A 17821-nucleotide genomic window follows, 5' to 3' on the forward strand; every position below is an offset into this window, starting at 1 on the left:
TCACTCGGGGCCGGGCTCCGCCAGCCGGTGCTGCAGGGCGACATGCCGGAACTGGTGGACGGCGCCCACCCGGCGCAGCACACCCCGGTCATGGGCGTCGGCGAGGAAGCCCATGAGGTCGTACGGCAGTCCCCGCCGGACGGCGAGATAGCAGCGGGCGACCGCGTAGTGGCCCCAGGCCGCCTGCCGGATGCCGACGGCCAGCCCCGTCAGCAGGGCAGGGATCAGTCCCACGACGAACATCCACGGATAGCCGCCGGTGGGCTGCGCGCCCCACACCCGTGTCGATCCCCACAGCACCGCGCACCAGCCCTGGGCGCCGATCACCACGGCACCGATCACGGCCGAGGTCAGGACGCAGACGCCCAGGGTGCGCCGGTCGTTGGCGAGCAGGGCGCGTTCGTCGGCACTGGCGGCGAGGTCGACGGGGACGGCCCGGAGGCCGTGCACGAGCAGACAGGACACCGTGAACACGGCCGCGAGCTGGGCGCCTGCCCAGCAGGCCGCGACCGGGTCGGCGGGCGCGATGTTCTCCGCGCCCGAGGGCCCCAGGAGCGCGTACGCGACCAGTCCCTCCAGGACGATGCTCGCGCCCAGCAGGATCCCGACCAGCAGCCCCCGGGCGACCCCCGCGGCGCTCCAGTGCCAGCGCAGCCGGGCGACGGGACGGACCGGGTCGGCGGGCACCCCGTCCGTGCCGATCGCGGCGGCGGTCAGACCGTACAGGAGGGCGCTGGCGATCCCGCACGCGTTGCCGAAGGCCGCCACGTAGCACAGCGCGGCGAGGGTGCCGGTCAACAGGGCGCGGCGGTCCCAGCGGGACGGCCGTCGCAGTCGCGGCCGGGCCCCGAAGGCGAACCCGGAGATGATCAGGCCGACCAGGGTGAGCGCTCCGGTGTCGGCCAGCCGGCTCAGCAGGAGTTCGGGGAGGCTTCCCGGTGCGGCGGCCGCCACGCACAACAGCGTGATCGCCGCTCCGGCGGCGAGGCCGCACACCAGGCCGCCGCAGATGCCCGCCGCCACGATGCCGAGGCCGCCGCGCTGTTCCCAGTCGGCCGCCACGTCCTGCGAGGTGAACTGGCCGGTCAGGGTCATGACCGTGCCCTCGAACAGCCAGGCCACCACGCCCAGCAGCGCACCGGCCAGGACCTTGGGCAGTGCGGCCGGCACGGCGTGACGCAGCTTCCACCAGGCGACCTCCGCGGCGCCGTCGAGCCCTCGTTCCATGTGCCGGGCGAGGAACCCGAGCGCGAGGCGTGCCTGTGCCGTCGGCCAGTGGCGGCTCCGGCGCGGGTGCGGCCGGTAGGCGGCGTCGACGAAGCTGTCGAGGAGGTGGTGCTCCACGGCGGTGCGGTCGCGCAGCCACACCAGGTCGGCCGGGTCGGGCAGCACGGCGTGGCCCTCGTCCGGCCGTGGGTTGTACACGGTTCGTGCCAGCGACACCATCAGCGGGCTGGTCAGTGCCCGGGCCACGGGGGTGTCGGTGCGCAGCGCCCGGACCACCGGGGTCCAGCGGCGCGCGGCCGGTGCGCGGGGGCCGCCCGCGTCGTGCAGGAGGTAGGCGGCTACGTCGGCGGGGTCCAGGGGTTCGAGGTGGATGCCGGCCAGCCCCGCGAGCCGCGCGGGTACCCCGGTGCGCGGCCGCAGCGCCGCCCGATACTCGGCGGGACGGCTCGACAGGACCATCTCGCGCCCGGCCGGAAGCGCCCGGGCGATGCGGTGCAGTGCCGTCGCCGCGGTCTCCGCGGGGAGTTCGTCGAACCCGTCGAGCACCGGCAGGATCAGCCGCCGGTCGAGCAGCGTGCGGGCGAGGGTGAGCCGTTCGTACGGTGCGGGGGCGGGTCCGCCGAGGTCCGCGTGGTCCTGCACGAGTCTGTGCTCCATCCAGTCGCGCAGGTCCAGCGCGGTGGGGTCCCAGGAGGCCAGCGGGAACAGCACGGGCACCGGCTCGCCGGTCCGCCGTCGCTCGATCAGTGCGAGCAGGAGCCGTACGAGGAACAGGGTCTTTCCCGAGCCCGGGTCGCCGAGCACCAGCAGCCGGGTGGGCGCTCCCGTGGTGAGGACGCCGGTGATCTCCCCCCGGCCGCCGTGCGGGTGGGGCCCGGGCGTCTCGGCCAGGTCGGGATCGGCGCCCCGCCAGCCGACGGGCAGCGGATACGGCTCCGTCAGCCGCCGTACCTCGGCCTCGCCCTCCCACTCGTGCCGGACGGCGACGGCGAGCCGGTCGGCGACGGCCTCCGGGGTCTGTCCCGCAGCGGCCTCGGTCCGCTCGGCCCGGTAGCCGGTCCACGCCAGATAGGCCCCGCCCCAGGTCGGCAGCAGCGCGGCGAGCACCGTCGCCGGGTCGTCGAGACGCGGGGCGAGCAGCAGCGCCCCCAGGGTGCCCGCGGCCAGCAGGGTCAGATAGATGATTCCGGCGCGCCGCACGCGCGACCTCGGGACAACGTCGCTCACCCGACGAAGAGTTGCGTACGGCAGCGGCGGCGGGTGCCGGTTGTCCGCCGCTCCACACGAGTGGGTGAACCGGTGTGGTCAGAGGACATCGGAGCTCTGCCGCAGCGGGGCGTGCGGGGCGAGGGCGCCGGCGGCGGTGCCGGCGGGCCCGGCCGACGGGGGTGTTCGGGGGTGGCGAACGGGGCAGTGATCCGTTCACTCCCCCGTGCAAGGGGGCTGCGGGCGCCCCCGCCGGACGCCGTAAGGTTGGTGCGTTAAGCGAGGGCACGTCGGAAGGAGGCGCTGGGTGATCGAGCTCGAGGGGGTTCCCGAGCTGATCGACCCGGTCATGGTGGCCGCGTTCGAGGGCTGGAACGATGCCGGCGACGCCGCCTCCACCGCGGTCGCGCATCTGGACAAGGAGTGGAAGGGCGAGGTGTTCGCGGCGCTCGACGCCGAGGACTACTACGACTTCCAGGTGAACCGGCCCACGGTGTGGCTGGACGGCGGAGTGCGCAAGATCACGTGGCCGACGACAAGGTTGTCGGTGGTCCGCGTCGGCGGCGAGAAGCCGCGCGATCTCGTACTCGTCCGAGGTATCGAACCGTCGATGCGGTGGCGCTCGTTCTGCAACGAGTTGCTGGGCTTCGCCCACGAACTGGGCGTGGAGCTGGTGGTGATCCTCGGCGCGCTGCTCGGCGACACCCCGCACACCCGCCCGGTCCCGATCAGCGGGACCACGTCCGACCCTGACCTGGCGCAGCGGATGGATCTGGAGGAGACCAAGTACGAGGGCCCTACAGGCATCGTCGGCATCCTCCAGGAGGCCTGCACCCACGCGGGCGTGCCCGCGGTGTCGTTGTGGGCGGCCGTACCGCACTACGTGTCGCAGCCGCCCAACCCGAAGGCGACGCTGGCTCTCCTGAACCGTCTGGAGGACCTGATCGACGTACGGATCCCGCTGGGCGAGCTGGCCGAGGACGCGCGTGCCTGGCAGGTGGGCGTGGACCAGCTGGCCGCCGAGGACAGCGAGGTCGCCGAGTACGTCCAGACGCTGGAGGAGGCCCGGGACACCGCGGAGCTGCCGGAGGCCTCGGGTGAGGCGATCGCCCGGGAGTTCGAGCGGTATCTGCGGCGCCGGGACGGCGGCCAGCCGGGGCAGCCGGGCGGCCACGCCACCGCGGACGGCAGTGACAGCTCGGCGTATCTGCGGGACAGTCCGGGCGGTCGTACCAAGCCGCCCAGGCCGCCGAAGCCGGACACCGAGACGGAGCCGGACGACGGGGACTCCTCGTCGGAGGACTGAGCGGGTGGGGGCGGTGCGCGCACCGCCCCCACCGCTTTTTCAGACCTGGTTCACGGCCACCGCGTCGTACTCGGTGGTCGGCGTCGGCTCCACGTCGAAGCGCGCGTTGGGCAGGTACAGGCGCCTGCCCCACGCGGCGACCGTGGTCGGGATGCGGAAGCGCGGGTCGGTGATCCGGGTGATCGCGGTGCCCCGGGTGCCGGAGTCGTTCAGCCGGAACACATCGATCGCGTTCTGCTGCTGCTGGACGGCGTAGAGGATCCGGCCGAGCAGCAACAGGCCGTCGCCGTTGGGGAGTTTCGCCGTGCCGAGGTCGACGGCGCGGGCGGCTCCGGTGCGCGGGTCGACCCGCATGAGGCCGCCGCCGTTCGCGAAGGCGTTCACCACCAGCAGGGCGCGGCCGTCGGGGGTGCGTTCGATGCCGTTGGCCGTGAAGTCGGGCCCCTGCTGCCAGTCCCCGGTCAGAGGTACGGTCGTCACCGCGCCCTTGGCCAGCTTGTAGAGCACCGGCTTGAAGGAGTCGGTGAACCAGGCGGCTCCCGGGGTGAGGATCACGTCGTTCACGAAGGTGCCGCCGGTGGCGTGCACCTGCTCGGTCCTGCCGGAGCGGGCGTCGGCGACCCGTATCTCGCCGCTGTCGCCGCCGGCGAGGAAGAGTCTGCCGTGCCGGTCGATCTTGAGGCCCACGGTCGGGCGGCCGGCACCTCTCACGACGGTCTCACCGCGGCCGGTGGCCAGGCTCACGCGGTGGACGTCGCCGTTCGCGAGGGACCCGAAGTAGGCGTACGGCGCGGAGCCGATGGTGATGCCCTCGGGCTGGAAGCCGTCGGGCAGGGGGAACTGCGCGGGCCATGCGGTGTGCCGGGTCCCGGCCGCGTGCGCGGTGCCGCCGAGCAGGGCCGCTCCGGTCAGCGCGGCGGTCGTGGTCAGGAGTGTGCGACGTGCGAAGGAACGGTCTGCGGGTGCCACGGTGCGTCCTTCCGCAAGGGGGCCGGCGCAGGGCCGGCCAACGGTCAAGCGACGCTCCCACCCCATCACATGACGGCTGCCTCCACAGCCTTTGGCGGGATTGTGCCGTGACATCGGTTTCCGGACGGATTGCACACGTTACCCAATTCAACTTGTTTCAAACCGAGTTGGCGAACACGGTCTGGACGGACCGCCGTTGTGGTGCTTTGTTGTCCCCCGGAAGGCACCCGCAGCACCCGCACGGACCGAAGGGAGCGGTACCCGATGACCGAGCAGGTACAGCCGCCACAGGGCCCGGGAGCCTCCGGGCCGGGCCCCGACGGAGCGGGATTCACCTACCGGGGAGCCGAGCAGGAACTGATCGTCGTCGCCCGCCCCGAGACCCGGCTGCGCGCCGGGGCCGAGGGCGTCCGCTCGGCAGCGGGCGCCGACGTGTCGGCCCTCGACATGTTCCTCAACGACGAACAGCTGGCCCTGGAGCCGCTGTTCGGCAGCGAGGAACGCCTGGGGCAGCATCTCGAGGAAGGCGTTCCCGACCTCGCGCTGTTCTACCGGGTGCGCGGCGGAGCGGACCGTACGGCGGAACTGCGGGCCCGGATCGCCGCGTTGCCGGGCATCGACACGGCCTACGTCAAACCGCCCGCCGTGCCCGCGACGGTGGACGGGGACCGCCGCCTGAAGGAGGGCGCGCCGGTCACCCCCGACTTCACCGGACGGCAGGGCTATCTGCGGCCCGCCCCCGAGGGCATCGACGCCCACTGGGCCTGGCAGCGGCCCGGTGGGACGGGTGAGGGGGTGACCGTGATCGACGTCGAGGGCGCCTGGCAGCTGGGCCACGAGGACCTGGCCGCCAAGCTCGCCGGCGTCGTCGTCGGCACCCCGCTGACCGAGCTGGCCTGGCGCAACCACGGCACCGCCGTGATCGGCGTCATCGGCGGCGACGCGGGCGAACGCGGAGTGACCGGGATCGCGCCGGAGGCGGTGACCGCGGCCGCGTCCTTCCAGGGCATCGGCACGGCGGCCGCGATCCGGGCGGCGGCCGACCGGCTCGGCCCCGGTGACATCGTCCTGGTCGAACTGCAACGCCCCGGACCGCGGTTCGACTTCGAGACCCGGGACGACCAGAAGGGCTGCATCGCGATCGAATGGTGGCCGGACGACTACGCGGCCGTGCGGTACGCGAGCGCCAGGGGTGTGCTGGTCGTGGCGGCCGCGGGCAACGGCGGCGAGTCCCTCGACGACGCCGTCCACGAGCGTCGCCCCGACGACTTCCCGGAGTGGTGGCGCAACCCGTTCAACCCCTCCAACCGGTCCTCCGGCGCCGTCCTGGTCGGCGCGGGCGCCCCGCCGCCCGGCACCCACGGCCGCGACCACGGCCCGGACCGCTCGCGCCTCGCCTTCTCCAACTACGGCGCCCGCGTGGACGCGCAGGGCTGGGGACGCGAGGTCACGACGACCGGCGGCTTCTGGGACAGGCCCGGCGACCTCCAGGGCGGGCCCGAGGAGATCGCCTGGTACACGGACACGTTCTCCGGGACCTCCGCCGCCTCCCCGGTGGTGGCCGGCGCGCTGGCCGCGCTCCAGGGCATGCTCAAGGCCGCCGGCCGTCCCCCGATGTCCCCGGAACAGGCCCGTACGGTGCTGCGCGCCACAGGCTCCCCGCAGCAGGACGCGCCGGGCCGGCCCGCCTCTCAGCGGATCGGCAACCGGCCCGACATCAAGGCGGCGGTCACCCGGCTGCTGCCGGACGCGGTCGGCTCGGGCCAGGCCGAGCGGTACTGGGACGAGCTGCTGCCGTACCCCCGTGAACTCCCGCCGCGCCTGAGGCTGTTCGTGGCCGGCGCGTGGCGCAACCTCAACCACCCGTCCCCCGAGATCCGGCAGGCGGTGCACGCCGCCTTCGCGGGCGGACGGCCCGACGTCCGGGTGTGGTTCTCGGACGACGAGATCGTCGGCCTGGTCGTCACCGGCTGACGGTTCCCACGGCACGACCCGACTCCATCAAGGGAAGGTGACACCCGTATGAGCATCACCCCGCAGATGGGCCAGATGGGCCAGACAGGCCAGATGGGGCAACAAGGCCAGCAGGGACAGCAGTTCCCGAGCACGTCGCCGCACCAGCAGCAGGGCGGTTCCGGCTCCCTGGAGCAGCTCCAGCAGCTCGGGCAGCAGCAGCCCTACCAGCAGCTCCTCCAACAGCTCGGAGGCCAGCAGCAACAGCAACAGCACAACCAGCAGGAGCAGCAGATCCAGCAGCTCACGCAGTCCGTGGTGCAGCAGGTGCAGACCCAGGCACTCGCCGCCGGAGTGGCCGACGCCTTCATCGACATCGTGCAGCCGCTCCCGGGCCAGCCGCAGCAGATCTTCCTGCGGATCGACAACCAGTTCCGGAGCCTGACCAACCCGTCGCCGCAGCTCCACCAGCAGATCCAGGAGGCGTTCGCGTTCGGCCACCAGGTCGTCGGCGTCTGGGACGGACAGTCGCCGAACGTGCTGCGCAGCGTGCGGATCCAGCGCTTCTGACAGCACCTGAGCAGCAGCGAGGGGCGCTTCCTCCGCGGGGAGGAAGCGCCCCTTCCGTACGGCCTTCTAGAGGGCCACGCCCAGCAGCGCGTCCACCGCACGTGTCACCACGCCGGGCGCCCCCATGTCGGTGCCGCCCTGTTCCGCCTGTGCGGCGGCCCAGCGGTCGACGGCGAGGAGCGCGGCGGGCGCGTCCAGGTCGTTCGAGAGTGCCTCGCGGATCTCCTCGACGAGCGCCTCGGCGGGCGGTCCGTCGGGCCGGGAGACGGCGGCACGCCACCGGCCGAGCCGGTCCACGGCGTCCTGGAGGACCTGGTCGGTCCACTCCCAGTCGGCGCGGTAGTGGTGGGCGAGCAGCGCGAGGCGGATGGCGGCGGGGTCGACGCCGTCGCGCCGCAGCTGGGACACGAAGACCAGGTTGCCCTTGGACTTGGACATCTTCTCGCCGTCGAGACCGACCATGCCGGCGTGGACGTACGCCTTGGCCATGGGGAACTCGCCGGTCAGCACCTGGGCGTGGGAGGCGCCCATCTCGTGGTGCGGGAAGGCGAGGTCGGAGCCGCCGCCCTGGACGTCGAAGGTCATGCCCAGGTGGTCCAGGGCGATCGCGACGCACTCGATGTGCCAGCCGGGGCGTCCCCGGCCGAGCGAGGCGCCGTCCCAGCTGGGTTCGCCCTCGCGGGCGGCCATCCACAGCATCGGGTCGAGGGGGTTCTTCTTGCCCGGGCGGTCCGGGTCGCCGCCGCGCTCGGCGGACAGCAGCCGCATGGCGGCCGCGTCGAGGTTCGAGACCTTGCCGAAGTTCGGGTCGGACTCGACGGAGAAGTAGACGTCCCCTTCGAGCTCGTAGGCGGCTCCGGCGTCCCGCAGTCGCTCGACGAGCGGGACGATCCCGGGTATGGCCTCGACCGCGCCGATGTAGTGCTGCGGCGGCAGCATGCGCAGGGCGGTCATGTCCTCGCGGAAGAGGACCGTCTCCTTGTCGGCGAGGGCGGCCCAGTCGAGGCCGTCCCGCTCGGCGCGCTCCAGGAGCGGGTCGTCGATGTCGGTGACGTTCTGGACGTAGTGAACCTGACGCTTCGTGTCGAGCCACACGCGCTGCACGAGGTCGAACGCGTTGTAGGTCGCCGCGTGCCCCATGTGGGTGGCGTCGTACGGCGTGATGCCGCAGACGTAGAGACGGGCGACGGGACCGGGGTCGAGGGAGACCAGACCGCCGGTCGCGGTGTCGTGGATCCTCAGGTCGCGGCCCTGACCAGGCAGGGCGGGGACCTCGGAAGCGGGCCAGGCATGCATGTCATGAGCCTAACCGGACGGATGTTCCGTATACGAACCGGACCGGGCCGGATGGCCGGTAGGGCCTTCTTGCGCGGTACGGCCCTGTGTGCAGTGTGCCGCTAGACGGGCGGCCAGGGAATGGCCGGCCACTCGCCGCTCGGCTCCGGGTGCTTCCCGGAGTCCAGCAGCGCGTCGACACGCGCGCGTGTGGCGTCCAGTTCGGCGGGGGTGATCAGGGTGGCCAGTCGGGTGGCCAGCTGTCCCGACAGGGCGTCCCTGAGGCCTTTCAGGACGTCGAGGGCCTCCTCCGTCAGCGGCTCGCCCGCCCAGCCCCACAGCAGCGTGCGCAGCTTGTTCTCGGTGTTGAAGGTCACGCCGTGATCGATGCCGTACAGCCGGCCCTCGGCGCCGGGCAGCAGATGGCCGCCCTTGCGGTCCGCGTTGTTGATCACCGCGTCCAGGACGGCGAGCCTGCGCAGCCGCTCGTCGTCCGCGTGCACCAGCAGAGCGGTCCTGCCCTCGCCGACCTCGGCGAAGCCGATGGCCTTCCAGCCCGGCTCGGGCTCCTCGCCGTCGACCAGGGCGAGCAGCTCGCTGCCCTCCACGCCCTCGATCCACAGCTGGCACATGCCCTCGCCGAAGGGGCCGTCCCGCAGCACGGTGGGCGGCACCAGGCCCCAGCCGGTCGCCTCGGAGACCTCGTAGGCGGCGACCTCGCGCTGGGCGAGGGTGCCGTCCGGGAAGTCCCAGAGGGGTCTTTCGCCGCGTACCGGCTTGTAGACGCAGAAGGCCTCCTGGCCCTCGTACGACACGGAGCAGTGCAGCACCGCGTTGGACGCGTCCCTGATCTGCCCGCGTACCGTCAGCTCACCCCGGGCGAGCAGTTCTGCCGTGGTCACGCTCCGCGGCGGTATCCGTTCTGGCGCGGACATACGTGTCCTTCCGGGTCGAGCGGGAGGCTGCACAGCGGGCACGGCGGCCGGCCCGCGTTGACGACGTCCAGGGCACGCTTGGCGAAGGCCCTGGCCTGCGCGCCGGTGAGCCGGACCCGCAGCATCGGGGGTCCGTTCTCCTCGTCCTGGAGGAGCCGCTCCTCGGCCTCGGCGAGGTCCTCCTCGGACTCGGCCTCCAGCTCCACGAGCGCCTGTGCCTCGACGATCATGCGCTGCTCCTCGCCGTCCCAGGCGAGGGCCATGGTGCCGACCCGGAACTCCTCCTCGACGGGGGTGTCGAGGGGCGCGGTGTCGGCGACGTCGGTGGGCGGCACGGCCGGCACGGAGGCGCTGCCGCCGCTGCGGCGCACGACCTCGTCGAGGAGTTCGTCCATCCGCTCGGCGAGGGCGGCCACCTGCGTCTTCTCCAGGGCCACGCTGGTCACTCGGGGGCCGGCCGTGGCCTGGAGGAAGAACGTACGGCGTCCGGGCAGTCCGACCGTGCCGGCCACGAAGCGGTCCGGCGGGTCATAGAGGAACACCTGACGGGACACGTCCTGTCTCCATTGGATTCGTGAGTACGGGAACGACGGGAACGTCCATGTGCGAACGCGCGTGAGTGAACCGCTTCACCCTACTGCGCCCGACGATCACGGTGCGCCCGCACCACCACCGACCGGGGCGTCACCGCCCGCCGCCTCCTCGCGCGGCACCAGGGACGCGAAGTCACCGGTGTCGCCGAGGCGCACGAGGAACGGCCTCAGCCGTGTGTACCGGATCACGGTGATGGAGCACGGTTCGACGGAGATCCTCTGGAAGAGGTCGAGGTGAAGTCCGAGTGCGTCGGCGACGAGCGACTTGATGATGTCTCCGTGCGAGCACATCAGATACACGGCGTCGGCGCCGTGATCGCGCTCCACGCGCGCGTTCCACTCCCGTACGGCCTCCGCCGCGCGGGTCTGCATCGCTCGCATGGACTCGCCGCCGGGGAACGCGGCCGCCGACGGGTGCGCCTGGACGACCTCCATGAGCGGTTCGTCGCCCAGCTCGGCGAGCTTGCGCCCGCTCCAGTCGCCGTAGTGGCACTCCCCGATGCGCTCCTCGGTGTGCGCCGGGAGCCCCGGCCGGGCGTCGAGCAGCGGCTGAATCGTCTCCTGGCAGCGCTGGAGGGGGCTGGCGACGACCTCGGAGATCGGCACGCCTTCCAGCCGGCCGGGCAGGGAGGCGGCCTGTGCGGTGCCGCGCTCGTCCAGGGCGACCCCGGGCGTCCACCCGGCGAGGAGCCCCTCGGTGTTCGCGGTGGACCGTCCGTGTCTGACGAGGATCAACGTGGGCATGCGGCAAGGGTAGGCGTACGCCGGAATGCAATGTCTTGCGAGCGACGGGAGAATACGCTCCGTGATCGTCGACTGTGCCATCTACCGGGAGGGACACCGGACCGAGGGCCCCGAGGACCTGTCCGACGCGCTGGACCGGGCGCGGGCGGCGGGCGGGTTCGTGTGGATCGGTCTGCTTGAGCCGTCGGAGAACGAGTTCGACCTCGTCACCAAGGAGTTCGGACTCCATCCGCTGGCCGTCGAGGACGCCCTCAAGGCCCATCAGCGCCCCAAGCTCGAGGTCTACGACGACTCGCTGTTCGTGGTCCTCAAGCCGGTGGTGTACGAGCCGGACAGCGACACCGTCTCCACCGGCGAGGTCATGCTCTTCCTCGGCGACGCCTTCGTGGTGACGGTCCGTCATGGTGTGGGCTCGCCGCTGAAGGCCGTGCGCGAACGCCTGGAGCGCGAGCCGAAGCTGCTCGGCAAGGGACCCACCTCGGTGCTGTACGCGGTCGCGGACGCCGTCGTGGACCACTATCTGGAGGTGGCCACGGAGCTGGGCACCGACCTGGAGGAGCTGGAGGCGGAGGTGTTCTCGCCGGACGGCGGCGGTTCGCGGAACACCGCGTCGCGGATCTACACCTTCAAACGGCAGATCCTGGAGTTCCGCCGGGCCACCGTCCCGCTGTCGATGCCGCTGACCCGGCTCGCGGGCGTGGGGGCCTACGGCGGGACGGTGCCGTTCGTGAACGAGAAGGCGCGGCCCTTCTTCCGGGACGTCAACGACCACCTCGCGCGCGTGAACGAGTCGGTCGAGGGCCTGGACCGTCTGGTGTCCGACGTCCTGTCGGCGCATCTCGCGCAGATGAGCGTCCGGCAGAACGACGACATGCGGAAGATCTCCGCGTGGGCTGCCATGGCCGCGATCCCCACGATGATCGCGGGGATCTACGGCATGAACTTCGAGCACATGCCGGAACTGCACTGGGTGTGGGCGTATCCGGCGGTCATCGCGCTGATGGGCGTGCTGGAGGTGCTGCTGTACCGGACGTTCAAGCGGCGGGGCTGGCTGTAGGCGTCTTCCGGGGCGGTCAGGCGAACTCCGGGGCCGCGGCGGCGGGACCGCCCAGGGCGTCGCGGCGTTCCGGCATCCTCAGGGAGACCATGCGGCGCCAGCCCACGGCGCGTTCGTAGGCGTAGACCCCGTGGATGCCCGCGGCGAGGACCGCGGACTTGGCCCGGGACCAGCCGAGGATGCGTCCCATGTGGGACATCACGGCGAGGCTGACGTCCCGGTAGACGCGGATCTCGGCCAGCGCGCACTGCCTGAGCGTGTGCTGGATGACGCGGCCGTGGCCTGCGCGGGCGAAGCGCAGGAGTTCCTCATGGCAGTAGGCGAGGTGGTTGTCCTCGTCGCCCGAGATCATCTTCACGGCCCGGCCGAGGTCGGGGTGGTCGGCGAAGTGCTTGCGCAGCAGCTCCATCTGCTCGGAGGCCCGCTGTTCGGTGACCCGGCTGTGGGCGAGGTAGGTGACGATGTCGGGCACGGTCAGCGGTTCGTCGCCCTTGAGCTTCTCGTGGGCGAGACCGATTCCGTGCCGCTCCAGGAGCATGGTGTAGTCCGTCTCCGGCGGGACGGGAACGGGTTCGAGGCCCCGCTTCCTCATCAGGGCGTTGAAGATCCGCCCGTGCTTGTCCTCGTCGGCGCCGTGCCGGGCAATCTTGGGGGCGAGCTCGCGCTCGCTCGGCGGCACCAGGGCGGCGATACGGGCGTTCTCCCAGCCTCCCTGCGACTCCCCGCTGGCCGCGATGGAGCAGAACAGCCGGAAGGACTCGTCGTGGTCGAGGATCTCCTGGAACAGACTCTTGGCCGAAAGCATCGTGAGGCACCTCTCTGCCGGACTCCGCGGCAATCCGCAAAGAAAGAGTCAAATGCGGCGCGAGGGGTGCTGCAACAGCTGTGTCGGACAACTCCGCCAAAAGGAGGACCCTCGGGGTCACCCCGGGGGCGTAACCGCGCGGGCGTGAGCGCGTTGAATCACGTGACGGCCGTGGCGGGGAAGACCCCCGAGCCCCCACCACGGCCGCGGAAGCCTCCGGCGGTTGAGCCGGGTGCGTGGTGGGACCGCGTGCATGGTCGGACCGCGTCCGTGATGGAGCCGGGTGCGTGCTGGGACCGCGTGCATGGTCGGACCGGGTGCCTGGGCGGACCGGGTGCCTGGGCGGACCGGGTGCAGGGTGCGGCCGGGGGCGCGCTCCGGAGTCGTGGCGGTCGAAGGTGGCCGCCTTCCGGGAGTCGGGCCGTGCGGCGGGCGGGGGCTTGGGCGCACGGCCCTCGCCGCGACGGCGCGATCCTGCGGTCCACAGGCCGTGGCCGAACGCCGCCCGCGACCGGGGAAGGTGAGTCCGGGCCCCCGCCGTGGCGAGGGGCTAGGCGAGCCCCGCGCGCTCCAGGGCCTCGGTGCCGGCCCGGAGGGAGGCGAGGCGCTCGTCGAGGGTGAAGCCTGCGGGGGCCAGGGTGAGGGTGGTGACACCGGCCGCCGCGTACTCCTTCATGCGGTCCGCGATGCGGTCCACGGAACCGAGCAGGGTCGTCTTGTCGATCAGGTCGTGCGGGATGGCGGCCGCGGCGCCCGCCTTGTCGCCGGCCAGGTACTTGTCCTGGATCTCGGCGGCCGCCGCCTCGAAGCCCATGCGCTGGGCGAGCTGGTTGTAGAAGTTCTGCTTGCGGCTGCCCATGCCGCCCACGTACAGCGCGGTGTAGGGACGGAAGGTGTCGGCGAGCGTGCTGACGTCCTTGTCCTCGCCGAGGGCGAGCGGGAGGGTCGGGGTGATGTCGAACCCTTCGAGGGTCTTGCCCGCCTTCTCCCGCCCGGCCCGCAGATGGCGGATCGCGGTGTCCTCCAGGTGCTCGGCGGAGGGGAAGATCAGCAGGGCGCCGTCGGCGATCTCACCGGTCTGCTCCAGGTTCTTCGGGCCGATCGCGGCGATGTACAGCGGGATGTGCTCGCGCTCGGGGTGCACCGTCAGCTTGATCGGCTTGCCGGGCCCGCCGGGCAGCGGCAGCGTCCAGTGCTGCCCCTCGTAGGAGAGACGCTCGCGCGACATGGCCTTGCGCACGATCTCGACGTACTCACGCGTGCGTGCCAGCGGCTTGTCGAACTTGACGCCGTACCAGCCCTCGGAGACCTGCGGGCCCGAGACACCGAGGCCGAGGCGGAAGCGGCCGCCGGAGAGGGAGTCGAGGGTCGCGGCGGTCATCGCGGTCATCGCCGGCTGGCGGGCCGGGATCTGGAAGATGGCCGAACCGACGTCGATGCGCTCGGTCTGGGCGGCGACCCAGGTGAGCACGGTGGCCGCGTCCGAGCCGTAGGCCTCGGCGGCCCAGCAGACGGCGTATCCGAGCCGGTCGGCCTCCTGGGCGACGGCGAGATTGTCCGCGTCCATTCCGGCACCCCAGTAGCCGAGGTTGATCCCGAGCTGCATGGCCGATTCCCCTTACCGATCAGTAACGTCCTTGTGGCAGACCTTAGCGCGGCGGGGCCAGCCGGGGCAGGTCGCGGCCCGTGCCGGGACGGGCGCGATTCCCGCGCGCCGGTCGCAATCCGTTGTCCACAGGCCCCCACGCGACAGGTTCTGGCCAGTAATCTCGGCGTCCATGGAGCAGAGGCATCTCGGCCGGACCGGCCTGCGCGTGTCCCGCATCGGACTCGGCACCCTCACCTGGGGCAGGGACACCGACGAGCACGACGCGGCGGACCTCCTGAAAACGTTCTGGGAGGCGGGCGGGACGCTGGTCGACACGGCTGACGTGTACGGCGACGGGGAGGCCGAGTACCTGCTCGGACGCCTCATAGAAGGCCTGGTCCCGCGCCGGGACCTGGTGATCTCCACGAAGGCGGGCAGCGTGCCCGACCCGGACGTCCGGGTGGACGGCTCGCGCGGGCATCTGCTCTCCGCGCTGGACGACTCGCTGGCCCGGCTCGGCACGGACTACGTCGACGTGTGGCACATCCACTCCTACGACCCCTGCACCCCGCTGGAGGAGACCCTCCAGGCCCTCGACCTGGCCGTCAGCACCGGCCGCGCCCGCTATGCCGGGGTGTCCAACTTCTGCGGCTGGCAGCTCGCCAAGGCGGGCACCTGGCAGCTGGCCGCGCCCGGGACGCGGACCCGGCTGGCCGCCACGCAGCTGGAGTACTCGCTGCTGCAGCGCGGGGTCGAGCGGGAGGTGCTGCCGGCCGCGCTGGACCTGGGCATCGGGCTGCTGCCGTCCTCGCCGCTGGGGCGCGGGGTGCTGACCGGCAAGTACCGCGGGAACACCACTCCGGCCGACTCGCGGGGTGCGTCGGAGCACATGGCGCCCTTCGTCGCGCCCTACCTCGACGACACCGCGAGCCGCATCGTGGACGCGGTGGCCACGGCGGCCGACGGGCTCGCGGTGACACCGCTCCAGGTGGCCCTCGCATGGGTCCGGGACCGGCCCGGGGTGGCCGCCCCGATCGTCGGCGCGCGCAACTCGCAGCAGCTCACGGCGGCATTGTCAGTGGAGGCCCTTAGTCTTCCTGACGAGATCTGCCGGGCGCTCGACGATGTGTCGGCGCCCGTGCACCGCTATCCCGATCACGACTGGAGCACGCTGTGAGCACGGAGCCGGAGCCCACGGAGAAGACCGAGCCGGGGACGCGGGGCACCGCGCCGGAGCCGGAGGGCGCGGAGGGGGAGCCGGGTCTGAGCGAGGATGCGGACGGCGCCGGGGCCGGGGAGGGCGCGAGCGCGGTCTCACCGGATGGCGAGGGCGCCGGGGAACCGGGGGCGGCCGAGGGCGAGGACGGCGACTCGGCGGGCGGTGACCCGGACGGAGCGGCCAAGGGGAAGTTGTCCGAGGCCGAGGCCGAGTTGGCGGCGCAGCGGATCGAGCGGGAGCGGATCGCCCGGCGGAAGGCCGAGAAGCAGGGCCCCGTCGAGAGCGGGGCCAAGCTCAGCGGGAAGGCGGCCGATCTGCTCGCCGCCGTACGGGCGGTGGAGAGCGGGGCGAAGCCCGTGGCCGCCGTCTTCAGCGAGCCCGAGCCGCCGCGTCGGCCCGCGCAGGAGCCGGTGCGGCCCCGCCCGGTGTCGGCGGAGCCCGCCGGCGCCCCCGGTGCGGTCGGTGCCCCCGGTTCCGTCGGTGCGACCGCACCGAGGACCGTGGAGGCCGTGCGGCGGGTGCTGGCCGAGGGCGGGGCGCCGGAGGCCCTCGCTCCGCAGGTCGCCGCGGTCCTCGGGGACGGCGCCGACGACGAGCTGCGCGCGGATCCCTGGCAGTTGCTGCGGGTCACGGGCGTACGGCCCGAACAGGCCGACGGGTTCGCGCGGGCGCTGCTCGGCGCGGACTGCGCGCCGGACGACGAGCGGCGGGGGCGGGCGGTCACCGTCTGGCTCCTGGAGCAGGCGGCGCTCGCCGGGCACACCGCGCTGGAGATGCCGGCGCTCACCGCGGCGCTGGCCCAGCGAGGCGTGCCGGACGCCGAGGCGGCCGTGCAGAGCACGATCGCCGAGGCCGAGGCCCTCGTCTTCCAGGACGCCCTCGATCCGGCGGCCCCGGAGCCCGCGGAGGACGAGGAGGGGGCGGAGCGGCCCGTCCGGATCCTGGTCGGGCTCGAGCGGTACGCCCTCGCGGAGGAGAGCCTCGCCGACGGTCTGGCCCGGCTGATCAACTCCGTGCCCAAGGAGGACGGTTCGGCCGAGGACTGGGAGCGGGCCGCCGCCTCGGCCAGGGGTTCGGCCGCCGAGCTGATCCGCGCGGTCGCGGCGGGCGGCCTGGTCCTGCACACCGGCGGCGAGGCCTCCCGGGCGGAACCTGCGGCGCTGCTCGCGGCGGCTCGGGGGCTGGGGTTGCGGGCGTGGGCGGCCACGCACAGTCCCCTGGGCCGCGACCGCTTCGGCGCCCTGCTCGAAGCCGCCCTGTCGAGCGCCCCCGGCGGCCCGTGGTCCGACGCCGAACCGTCCGACCGCACGACACAGGCCGACTCTCCCGACTCCTCCGGTTCCCCCGACTCCCCCGACTCCGGCCGGACCGTCGTCACCGTCGCCGGGCTCCTCTCCGGTGCCGAGGGGCCCGGTCGGGACGCCGACGGGGCGTTCGACCTCGATCTGCTCGTCGTGCTCGACGCGCCTCAGCTGGACGTCGAGTCGGCCGCGCTGCTCGTGGAGTCGTTGCCGGACGGGGCGCGGCTGGTGCTGGGCGGGGATCCGGCGGTGCTGTGGTCGGCGGGGCCCGGGCGGGTGTTCGCGGATCTGCTGGCCGCGCGGATCTGTCCGCAGGTCGCCTCGCGCAGGCCGGACCCCGGGCCCCTGGGCGAGCTGATCTCCGGGATCGGCATCGGCGAGCTGAACAAGGTCGAGGCCCCCGGCAAGGAGGTCGTGATCGTCCCGGTGCGGGACGCGGGCGAGGCCGTGCACCGGACCGTGCAGCTGGTCGCGGACTCCGTGCCGCGGGCGTTCGGGATCCCCGCGGAGGAGACCCAGGTGATCACCCCGGGCCACGGCGGCGCGGCGGGCACGCGCGCGCTCAACGCGGCCCTCAAGGAGCGCCTCAACCCCGGCCCCGGCCGCTTCGGCGGATTCGACCCCGGCGACCGCGTCGCCTACTCCCCCGTGCCGGGCCGTACGCTGCCGGGCCACGTGGTGCGGGCCGACGCGGAGGGCCTGCACCTGACCTGTGCCGGTGAGCCCGTGGTCGTACCGAAGGAGCGCGTGGAGCAGTCCGTACGGCACGGCTGGGCCATGACGGCACACCAGGCGGTGGGCGGCCGCTGGCCGGCGGTGGTGGCCGTACTGCCGGGCGACGCCGCTCAGACCCTGAGCCGCCCCTGGGTCTACACGGCGTTCGGCAGGGCGGACCGCCACCTCTCCGTGGTCCAGGGCGCCGAACAGGCGCTCCCCAGGGCGGTGGCCGAGATCCCGGCCAAGCCGCGGACGACCCGGCTGCCCACCCTTCTCGGAGCACCGGCGGCCACCTGAGCGCCCCAGAGGGGCGCGGGGAACTGCGCGACCAGCCACGACGAGCCCGCGGACGGGCA

At 73.0% G+C, this 17821-nt stretch carries 14 protein-coding genes; 6 read left to right on the plus strand and 8 right to left on the minus strand.

What is annotated here, in order from left to right; translation table 11 throughout:
- Positions 1–2454, minus strand: a complete 2454-nt coding sequence (locus IOD14_RS30985) for an NACHT domain-containing protein (RefSeq protein ID WP_212672103.1) — start codon at positions 2452–2454, stop codon at positions 1–3.
- Positions 2455–2740: 286 nt separating this feature from the next.
- Between IOD14_RS30985 and IOD14_RS30990 the strand changes: the two genes are divergently transcribed.
- On the plus strand, positions 2741–3739 hold the full coding sequence (locus IOD14_RS30990; RefSeq protein ID WP_123988107.1) for a PAC2 family protein: 999 nt from the start codon (positions 2741–2743) through the stop codon (positions 3737–3739).
- Between the two features lie 39 nt (positions 3740–3778).
- Here IOD14_RS30990 and IOD14_RS30995 read toward each other — a convergent pair whose 3' ends face one another.
- Positions 3779–4708 (minus strand): superoxide dismutase, encoded by a 930-nt coding sequence (locus IOD14_RS30995; protein WP_123988108.1) that lies wholly within the window; start codon positions 4706–4708, stop codon positions 3779–3781.
- Between the two features lie 264 nt (positions 4709–4972).
- Here IOD14_RS30995 and IOD14_RS31000 point away from each other — a divergent pair, with 264 nt between their 5' ends.
- A complete protein-coding gene (locus IOD14_RS31000) occupies positions 4973–6682 on the plus strand; it encodes a S8 family peptidase (RefSeq protein ID WP_123988109.1) in 1710 nt (569 codons plus the stop codon).
- A gap of 48 nt (positions 6683–6730) precedes the next feature.
- Positions 6731–7231 (plus strand): hypothetical protein, encoded by a 501-nt coding sequence (locus IOD14_RS31005; RefSeq protein WP_123988110.1) that lies wholly within the window; start codon positions 6731–6733, stop codon positions 7229–7231.
- 66 nt (positions 7232–7297) lie between these two features.
- Here the strand turns inward: IOD14_RS31005 and mshC are convergent, their stop codons facing one another.
- The 4 genes from mshC to IOD14_RS31025 form a co-directional block, all read right to left on the minus strand.
- Positions 7298–8527 carry a cysteine--1-D-myo-inosityl 2-amino-2-deoxy-alpha-D-glucopyranoside ligase gene (gene mshC / locus IOD14_RS31010; protein WP_212672104.1) on the minus strand — a complete coding sequence of 410 codons (1230 nt, stop codon included), beginning with the start codon at positions 8525–8527 and terminating at the stop codon, positions 7298–7300.
- Positions 8528–8628: 101 nt separating this feature from the next.
- Positions 8629–9441 carry an SCO1664 family protein gene (locus tag IOD14_RS31015; RefSeq protein ID WP_174269076.1) on the minus strand — a complete coding sequence of 271 codons (813 nt, stop codon included), beginning with the start codon at positions 9439–9441 and terminating at the stop codon, positions 8629–8631.
- Positions 9405–9995, minus strand: coding sequence for a DUF3090 domain-containing protein (locus IOD14_RS31020; RefSeq protein WP_123988113.1), 591 nt, complete (start codon positions 9993–9995; stop codon positions 9405–9407). The genes IOD14_RS31015 and IOD14_RS31020 overlap by 37 nt, the downstream gene beginning before the upstream one ends.
- 96 nt (positions 9996–10091) lie before the next feature.
- Positions 10092–10778 carry a histidine phosphatase family protein gene (locus IOD14_RS31025; RefSeq protein WP_123988114.1) on the minus strand — a complete coding sequence of 229 codons (687 nt, stop codon included), beginning with the start codon at positions 10776–10778 and terminating at the stop codon, positions 10092–10094.
- A 61-nt stretch (positions 10779–10839) separates the two neighbouring features.
- Between IOD14_RS31025 and corA the strand changes: the two genes are divergently transcribed.
- Positions 10840–11835, plus strand: a complete 996-nt coding sequence (gene corA, locus IOD14_RS31030; RefSeq protein WP_174269077.1) for a magnesium/cobalt transporter CorA — start codon at positions 10840–10842, stop codon at positions 11833–11835.
- Between the two features lie 16 nt (positions 11836–11851).
- Here the strand turns inward: corA and IOD14_RS31035 are convergent, their stop codons facing one another.
- Complete coding sequence (locus IOD14_RS31035; protein WP_212672105.1) at positions 11852–12640, minus strand: ferritin-like domain-containing protein; 789 nt, start codon at positions 12638–12640, stop codon at positions 11852–11854.
- A gap of 550 nt (positions 12641–13190) precedes the next feature.
- Complete coding sequence (locus IOD14_RS31040) at positions 13191–14246, minus strand: LLM class F420-dependent oxidoreductase (protein WP_212672106.1); 1056 nt, start codon at positions 14244–14246, stop codon at positions 13191–13193.
- A 172-nt stretch (positions 14247–14418) separates the two neighbouring features.
- Here IOD14_RS31040 and IOD14_RS31045 point away from each other — a divergent pair, with 172 nt between their 5' ends.
- Together IOD14_RS31045 and IOD14_RS31050 are read left to right on the plus strand one after the other, a co-directional pair.
- Complete coding sequence (locus IOD14_RS31045) at positions 14419–15405, plus strand: aldo/keto reductase (protein WP_123988117.1); 987 nt, start codon at positions 14419–14421, stop codon at positions 15403–15405.
- Entirely contained in the window at positions 15402–17762 is a 2361-nt protein-coding gene (locus tag IOD14_RS31050; RefSeq protein ID WP_212672107.1) for a helix-hairpin-helix domain-containing protein, read from the plus strand. Before IOD14_RS31045 ends, IOD14_RS31050 begins: the two co-directional genes overlap by 4 nt.
- Positions 17763–17821: the final 59 nt, after the last annotated feature.

The organism is Streptomyces sp. A2-16, from assembly GCF_018128905.1.
In the GTDB taxonomy this organism is placed as follows: Bacteria; Actinomycetota; Actinomycetes; order Streptomycetales; family Streptomycetaceae; genus Streptomyces.

What these genes read in the sequence shown, in the direction of transcription:
- IOD14_RS31040 (WP_212672106.1), bottom strand. Translation starts at nt 14,246, where the DNA reads ATGCAGCTCGGGATCAACCTCGGCTACTGGGGTGCCGGAATGGACGCG.
- IOD14_RS31015 (WP_174269076.1), bottom strand. Translation starts at nt 9,441, where the DNA reads ATGTCCGCGCCAGAACGGATACCGCCGCGGAGCGTGACCACGGCAGAA.
- mshC (WP_212672104.1), bottom strand. Translation starts at nt 8,527, where the DNA reads ATGCATGCCTGGCCCGCTTCCGAGGTCCCCGCCCTGCCTGGTCAGGGC.
- IOD14_RS31005 (WP_123988110.1), top strand. Translation starts at nt 6,731, where the DNA reads ATGAGCATCACCCCGCAGATGGGCCAGATGGGCCAGACAGGCCAGATG.
- IOD14_RS31025 (WP_123988114.1), bottom strand. Translation starts at nt 10,778, where the DNA reads ATGCCCACGTTGATCCTCGTCAGACACGGACGGTCCACCGCGAACACC.
- IOD14_RS31045 (WP_123988117.1), top strand. Translation starts at nt 14,419, where the DNA reads ATGGAGCAGAGGCATCTCGGCCGGACCGGCCTGCGCGTGTCCCGCATC.
- IOD14_RS31035 (WP_212672105.1), bottom strand. Translation starts at nt 12,640, where the DNA reads ATGCTTTCGGCCAAGAGTCTGTTCCAGGAGATCCTCGACCACGACGAG.
- IOD14_RS31000 (WP_123988109.1), top strand. Translation starts at nt 4,973, where the DNA reads ATGACCGAGCAGGTACAGCCGCCACAGGGCCCGGGAGCCTCCGGGCCG.